The organism is Microcystis sp. M49636_WE2 (assembly GCF_030065375.1).
GTDB classification, from domain to species: Bacteria; Cyanobacteriota; Cyanobacteriia; order Cyanobacteriales; family Microcystaceae; genus Microcystis; species Microcystis aeruginosa_C.
Window position 1 is genome coordinate 1 of record NZ_JASJFG010000925.1, and the last position, 3,137, is coordinate 3,137.

Annotated in this window: 3 protein-coding genes; 2 read left to right on the forward strand and 1 reads right to left on the reverse strand. The window is 42.0% G+C overall.

All coding sequences use genetic code 11. The annotated features are described in order from the left end of the window. Positions 1–1,729: threonine--tRNA ligase (gene thrS / locus PX484_RS21190; protein WP_288105397.1), on the forward strand; the 1,729-nt coding region annotated here is incomplete at its 5' end. A gap of 261 nt (positions 1,730–1,990) precedes the next feature. Here the strand turns inward: thrS and PX484_RS21195 are convergent. Continuing rightward, positions 1,991–2,287, reverse strand: a complete 297-nt coding sequence (locus tag PX484_RS21195; RefSeq protein ID WP_002743720.1) for a DUF7219 family protein — start codon at positions 2,285–2,287, stop codon at positions 1,991–1,993. A gap of 337 nt (positions 2,288–2,624) precedes the next feature. On the opposite strand from PX484_RS21195, the gene purC reads away from it, so the two are divergent. Next, a partial coding sequence (gene purC / locus PX484_RS21200; RefSeq protein WP_288105399.1) for a phosphoribosylaminoimidazolesuccinocarboxamide synthase occupies positions 2,625–3,137 on the forward strand: 513 nt, incomplete at its 3' end.

Below are 3,137 nucleotides of genomic sequence, written 5' to 3' on the forward strand. Positions count from 1 at the left end.
CACCTCCCATGTGATGGCCATGGCGGTGCAGAAATTATTCCCGAAAGCCCAAGTTACTATCGGGCCTTGGACTGAAACCGGATTTTACTACGATTTTGATGTGCCGGAACCTTTTACCGATAAGGATCTCAAGGACATCAAAAAAGAGATGGTCAAAATTATCAATAAAAAACTGCCGGTGATTCGCGAGCAAGTTTCTCGGGAAGAGGCGGAAAAGCGCATTAAAGCGATTAATGAAGCCTATAAGCTGGAAATTCTGGCGGGAATTCAAGAACCCATCACCCTCTATCATCTTGGGGACGCTTGGTGGGATTTGTGCGCCGGTCCGCACCTAGATAATACAAGCGAACTAGACCCAAAAGCAATCGAATTAGAGACGGTAGCGGGTGCTTATTGGCGTGGGGATGAAAATAAAGCCCAATTGCAGCGCATTTACGGCACAGCTTGGGAAAATCCCCAACAATTAGCCGAATACAAGCGCCGTAAGGAAGAAGCACTGAAACGGGACCATCGCAAATTAGGCAAAGAATTAGGTTTATTTATTTTCTCTGATTCTGTCGGGCCAGGGTTGCCTTTATGGACACCGAAAGGAACTTTAATTCGTTCTTTGTTAGAAGATTTTCTGAAAAAAGAACAGTTAAAACGCGGTTATCTACCCGTAGTTACTCCCCATATTGCTCGCGTCGATTTGTTTAAAATTTCGGGTCACTGGCAAAAGTACAAAGAAGATATGTTTCCCATGATGGCAGACGATGAGGAATCTGCTAGTAAGGAAATAGGATTTGTGCTTAAACCGATGAACTGTCCTTTTCATATTCAAATCTATAAAAGTGATTTGAGATCCTATCGGGAATTGCCGATGCGTTTGGCGGAATTCGGGACAGTTTATCGTTACGAACAATCGGGAGAATTGGGAGGGTTAACTAGAGTTCGCGGTTTTACCGTTGATGATTCCCATTTGTTTGTCACTCCCGAACAATTAGACAAGGAATTTTTAAGCGTTGTTGATTTAATTTTGACGGTGTTTAAGAGTTTACAATTAAAGAATTTTAAGGCGCGATTGAGTTTTCGTGACCCCGAATCGGATAAGTATATCGGTTCCGATGAAGCTTGGGAAAAGGCAGAATCAGCGATTAGAAAAGCGGTGCAAACTTTGGGGATGGATTATTTTGAAGCCCCCGGAGAAGCGGCTTTTTATGGTCCAAAATTAGACTTTATTTTCCAAGATGCCCTCGAAAGAGAATGGCAGTTAGGAACGGTACAGGTAGATTATAATTTACCCGAACGTTTTGAACTAGAATATGTTGCCGAAGATGGTAATCGTAAACGTCCGGTGATGATTCATCGCGCACCTTTTGGTTCTTTGGAACGTTTAATCGGTATTTTAATCGAAGAATACGCAGGGGATTTTCCTCTTTGGTTAGCCCCTGTCCAGATACGATTATTACCGGTTAGTGATACTCAATTGGATTACGCTAAAGAGGTGACAGCGAAAATGCAGTTGTTAGGAATTCGCGCCGAAACCGATACCAGTGGCGAACGTTTGGGTAAAATGATTCGCAATGCTGAAACCGCAAAAATTCCCGTGATGGCAGTGGTGGGGGCAAAAGAAATGGAAAGTAATAGTTTAAGTATTCGCACCCGTGCCACGGGCGATTTAGGAGTAATTAGCGTCGAGGAAGTGGTGGCAAAATTAGAAAGTGCCATCCAAAATCACGGTAATTTTTAAGCGTTTGCTTATCTAATTCTATGGGGCAGAAAATATTTCTGTCCCAGTATTTTTTATCAACCCGGGAGATTTTTCGGGTGCATCTGATATTTGTGACTTTCTCTCACATATAGGTGAGCAGAAGCAGTTATTCAAAAAGGGCGAATGCAATTCGCCCCTACAATAATATTATTGCGCCAATAGTAGGGGCGCACCGCGTGCGCCCTGTAATATAGATATTTCTACAAAATTGAGATGCACCCGATTTTTCCTGATTATCCTTTAGGTATCATCATCTTTTTGAAAGGGATTTTCCCCAATGCCTAGGCCTTTTTTGCTCTGTTTTAAGTCTTTCCAGAGGGCTTTAATTTTTTGGTAGGCTTCTAGAGAACTGATTTTGCCCCCGGTTTCCAGATTACAAATAAAACTGACTTTTTGGGCAAATTCCTGTAAATTGGCGTTAAATAGCAAGTTTTCTGGCTTAAATTCCCCATAGTAGGGGGCGCGAGGATAGAGAAAATCCTCCTTGCGGCGATCGGGGAGATTTGGGTTATCATCGTTAGGAGGATTCTGGTTCATAGGGCGACGGCGGGTAATTTTGCGGAATTTCTTTAGATTTTTCGGTAATGGTAATGGGAGATAATATCAGTTGTTGGATATCATTGAGGATTTAAGTAGAAACTTGGCTGATTCGCCAAAAATTGACCACTTAAATCGGGACACTTTTTGGCTATGGGTTAAGGTTCGGTCGCAAAATGTTGACAGTTATCTTTAAGCAGCAATTATACATTATTTTTTTCAACAATCATCTACCTAATGATATAAATTTTTTGTCTAGGTTGATCGCCAAAATTTACTGCTGCCGCTATCTGATTAACCATCAATTTTTGTTTATCAATTGCCGAGGATGATAACTATGGAAAAACTCTATGAAGGTAAGGCCAAAATTCTCTATCAAACCGATGATCCCGATATTCTCCTCACTTATTACAAAGACGATGCCACGGCTTTTAATGCCCAAAAACGCGGGCAAATTGTCGGCAAAGGGGAAATTAACTGTACTGTCTCCACTGCCCTATTTCAATGGTTAGAATCCCTAGGAATACCTACCCATTATATTGATCGCCCTAGTTCTAGGGAAATGCGCGTCAAGGCGATTAAAATCATTCCCTTGGAGGTAGTAGTCAGAAATATCGCCGCCGGGAGTTTGTGCAAGCAAACGGGATTAAAGGAGGGGAAAGTTTTACCTTTTCCGCTTGTAGAATTTTACCTCAAGGATGACGCTTTGGGCGATCCTTTGTTAACGCCCGATCGCATAAAAGTGATCGATATTGCCAGCGAGGAGCAAGTCAATCAGTTACGAGATTTAGCCCTGCAAATCAATCAATATCTGCAAGAATTTTTCGATAAGTGCCAGATTATTCTCGTC

What these genes read in the sequence shown, in the direction of transcription:
- PX484_RS21195 (WP_002743720.1), bottom strand. Translation starts at nt 2,287, where the DNA reads ATGAACCAGAATCCTCCTAACGATGATAACCCAAATCTCCCCGATCGC.